Origin of the sequence: Agromyces binzhouensis (assembly GCF_004135055.1) — a bacterium.
GTDB classification, from domain to species: domain Bacteria; phylum Actinomycetota; class Actinomycetes; order Actinomycetales; family Microbacteriaceae; genus Agromyces; species Agromyces binzhouensis.
Genome location: NZ_SDPL01000316.1, coordinates 1 through 3,770 on the forward strand (window position 1 = coordinate 1; position 3,770 = coordinate 3,770).

Consider the following 3,770-nt stretch of genomic DNA (forward strand, 5'->3'; position numbering starts at 1 on the left):
GACGGCGACCGCGCCGCGTCCTCGGCGCCCGGCGAGCCGGGCGCCGAGGGTCCACGCGGTCTCGTGCCCGCTCTGCGATCCGCCCACCACGACGAGCGCGCCGCCGTCGAGGTACGTGGCGAGCTCCTTGTCGGCGCGGCCGTGCACGGTGAGCGTGTCGACCGAGCGTCCGGGGTGCTCGACGCGAAGCCGCGCGGCACGGTCGATCAGCTCGACCCGCGCCTCGGGGAGGTCGCCCGTGGCCCGCAGGTACTCGCTCGACGTGTCCGCACCCGGCACGGTGTGCACGATGAGCAGGGGTGCCGCATCGTCACGGGCCGCCGCCCACTCCAGTGCTGCCTCCGCGTTCGGGGACCCGTCCCACCCGACGACGATCTGCGTGAACACGTCCGATCACCCCTTCGTGCCGTATCCCGACGGCCTGCACCCAGCCTCCCGGAGGGCGGTCGCCGCCGTCGGGCCCAAGGTCACTCGGGCGGGGATCGCCGCCGTCCGACGCCCGTCGCGGAGGGCTCGGCCCTCAGCGCCCGCGGTGGTCGACGAACGACATCCGCGGGCCCCGCCGCGCTCGTCCCCGCAGCCCCGCCGCCATCATCAGCCGGATGACGCGATAACGCTGGCCGGCCCACGGCGCGAGCGCATCGAGCATCTCGTCGTCGGTCATGTCGCGCCCGAACAGCGCGTGCCCGACGTAGTTCGCCAGGTGGTAGTCGCCGACCGACACCGCGTCGGCGTCCCCGAACGCGCGCTGCGCGACCTCGGCTGCCGTCCATGCGCCGACGCCCGGGAAGACGGTCAGTCGGGCGGCGGCATCGGGGGGCGCGAGGTCGGCCGCCTCCTCGATCCGGGATGCTCGAGCGGCCGCGCGCTGGATCGCCGCCGCACGCTTCGGGTCGACCCCGGCCCGATGCCACTCCCAGACGGGGATGGCGCGCCATCCGTCGGCCGAGGGCGCGACCCGCATCGGAGTCGGCACCGGGCCGGGCGCCGGGGTGCCGAACGCGAGCACCAGTCGACGCCAGGAGGCGTGGGCCTGCAGCGTGATCACCTTCTGCTCGAGGATCGCGGGCACGAGCGACTCCATCACGCGCGCGGTGCGCGGCACGCGCAGTCCCGGGTTGCGCCGGTGCGCCGCATCGAGCTCCTCGACGCCCGTGCGGAAGCCCGTCGTGTCGTCGCGCTCCCCGAGCATCGACGGGGCGAGCGCGACGGCGGCGCCGGCACCCGTCCCCCATGCCTCGACACGGACCAGGTCGACGTCGCGCTGCACGATCCGCATCGTCGCCGGCCCGTCGTCGGTCAGCGTCGCGCGCCAGATCGCGCCGTCGGGCGTGCGCGTGTAGGTCGGGTCGCCGGGGCCCCGACGCAGCACGCCGATCGTCTGCGCGACGTCGGTCTCGTGCGGGGCGCGCCAGTCGAGCGCATGGTCGGGACTCACCCCTCCAGTGTGCGCCCCACCACCGTCTCCGCCCGAACCGCCTCCATCCGCGGCGCGGCGTTCGTCGCCGGACGCGCCCGGTGGGATCATCCGGGTGTGGCGAAGTTGACCGCGCTGCTGCTTCCGACGCTGCAGCGCAACCCGCTGACCGACCTGCTCGACCAGCTCGACCTCGGGTCGGGCGATCGCGTGGGCAAGCGGAGCGGCTTCGTGATCATGCTCGTGCTGTCGGGGATCATCGCCGCGGCCGGAGTGCTCCTCGACTCGACGGCCACCGTGATCGGAGCCATGATCATCGCCCCGCTCGGAACGCCGATCCTGGGCATCGCCGCGGGGATCGTGACCGGGCGCGCCCGCATGGTCGTGGCATCCCTCGTCTGGGTCTCGGGTGCCGTGGCGGCGGTGATCCTCATCGGCGCGGCGTTCTCGATCGTGCTGCCGGCCGGCACGAACCTCAACGCGAACTCCCAGATCACCGGCCGAACCTCGCCGCAGCTGATGGACCTCGTCGCGGCGCTCGCCACCGGCGTCGCGGGGGCGTTCGCGATGAGCCGGAAGGACCTCAGCGCCGTCCTCCCCGGCGTGGCCATCGCGATCTCGCTGGTCCCGCCGCTCGCGGTCGTCGGCGTCACGCTCGGCCAGGGGGACTTCGACGGGGCGTTCGGCGCCTTCCTGCTGTTCTTCTCGAACGTCGTCGCGCTCATCATCGCCGGGGCGATCGTGTTCACGCTCGCGGGCTACTCGCGCGACGCGCTCGCGCTGCCGAGCCGTCGTCGGCGCGCGTACACGATCGTCACGGTGCTCACCGTCCTCACCGTCATCCCCCTCGGACTCAACACCGTCGTCATCGTCGCCCAGGCGACCTGGACGGCGCGCATCCACGCCGCAGCGACCGAGTGGATCGCCGACGGGGAGGGAGAGGTCGACGGCGTCACCTGGAAGAGCCTCGTCGCCCGCGTCTCGGTGCAGGCTCCGGGCGGCCGGATCCCCCCGGTCTCGGAGCTCCGCGATGCGCTCGCGTCCGAGGTCCCGTCGCTCGTCGGCGTGGAGGTGGACGTCACCGACGCCGTGGTGCACCCCGTCGTCGAGCGGGACTGACGCGACCCCGCCCCGGATGCCGGCCACCGCGTCGGGCCAGCACACGAGGTCGTCACCGCCGCCGTCGATGGGCGAGGATCGACGTGGACCGTCGAGGAGAGGACCATCCATGCACGACCGACCGCAGGCACCCCGACCGGGCGAGGACCCGCACGACGGGCTGCACCCCGAGACCGTCGCGGTGCACGCCGGCCGGCCGCCCCGCGAGCCCGACGGCCCGATGAGCGCACCCGTCCACCTCGCGTCGACGTTCCACGCCGGCGGTCCGACCGCGTACGGCCGCTACGGCAATCCGTCGTGGACGGCCTTCGAGGAGGCGCTCGGTGCGCTCGAGGGCGGGGACTGCGTCGCGTTCGCGTCCGGGATGGGCGCCATCTCGGCGGTCCTCGCGCTCGTTCCGACCGGCGGCACGGTCGTCGCGCCCCGGCACTCCTACACCGGCACGATCGGCCTGCTCGACGACCTCGTCCAGACCCGCGACGTCTCCGTGCGCTACGTCGACGTCCGCGACGCCGACGCGGTGGCGGATGCCGCGCAGGGCGCCGACCTCGTCTGGGTCGAGTCGCCCACCAACCCCGCGCTCGAGGTGGCCGACCTCGGCGCGATCGGCCGTGCCGCCCGCGAGGCCAGCGCGCTGTTCGCGGTGGACAACACGTTCGCGACGCCCCTGCTGCAGCGCCCGCTCGAGTCGGGCGCCGACCTCGTGGTCCACTCGGCGACGAAGTCGATCTCGGGGCACAGCGACGTCGTCATGGGCGCGGTGATCGCACGCGACGCGGCGCTGCGCGACCGGATCGTCACGCGCCGGAGCCTCGGCGGCGCGATCCCCGGACCCTTCGACGCGTTCCTCGCACTCCGCGGGCTCCGCACGCTGCCCGTGCGGCTCGAGCGCGCCCAGGCGAACGCCCGCGAACTCGCCGCGCGCTTCGCGGACCACCCGGCGCTCGACGAGGTCCGCTACCCGGGCTTCGGGACGATCGTCTCGATCGTGGTCGCGGGCGGGGCGGATGCCGCGGAGCGCGTCGCCTCGTCGACCCGGGTGTGGGTGCACTCCACGAGCCTCGGCGGAGTCGAGTCGCAGCTCGAGCGACGCCGTCGCTGGCCCGCCGAGGCGGAGAGCATCCCCGACGGCCTGATCCGCCTCTCGGTCGGGCTCGAGCACGTCGACGACCTCGCGCGCGACCTCGAGCAGGCGCTCGCGCGCGCGACCGACCCGGGCGACGATGCGCCCGGC

General features: G+C 74.5%; 4 protein-coding genes. 2 read left to right on the forward strand and 2 right to left on the reverse strand.

Going from position 1 to position 3,770, the window contains the following annotated elements; genetic code table 11:
* Positions 1–387 (reverse strand): universal stress protein (locus tag ESO86_RS13240; RefSeq protein WP_165307811.1); only part of this gene is annotated, 387 nt, incomplete at its 3' end.
* Positions 388–520: 133 nt separating this feature from the next.
* On the reverse strand, positions 521–1,438 hold the full coding sequence (locus ESO86_RS13245) for a DNA-3-methyladenine glycosylase family protein (protein ID WP_129235445.1): 918 nt from the start codon (positions 1,436–1,438) through the stop codon (positions 521–523).
* A 96-nt stretch (positions 1,439–1,534) separates the two neighbouring features.
* Here ESO86_RS13245 and ESO86_RS13250 point away from each other — a divergent pair, with 96 nt between their 5' ends.
* Both ESO86_RS13250 and ESO86_RS13255 read left to right on the forward strand, forming a co-directional pair.
* The gene (locus tag ESO86_RS13250; RefSeq protein WP_242492364.1) at positions 1,535–2,536 is read left to right on the forward strand and encodes a DUF389 domain-containing protein; all 1,002 of its coding nucleotides are present in this window, start codon (positions 1,535–1,537) and stop codon (positions 2,534–2,536) included.
* 109 nt (positions 2,537–2,645) lie between these two features.
* Positions 2,646–3,770, forward strand: a 1,125-nt coding sequence (locus ESO86_RS13255) for a trans-sulfuration enzyme family protein (protein WP_165307813.1), incomplete at its 3' end; no start/stop codon positions are given.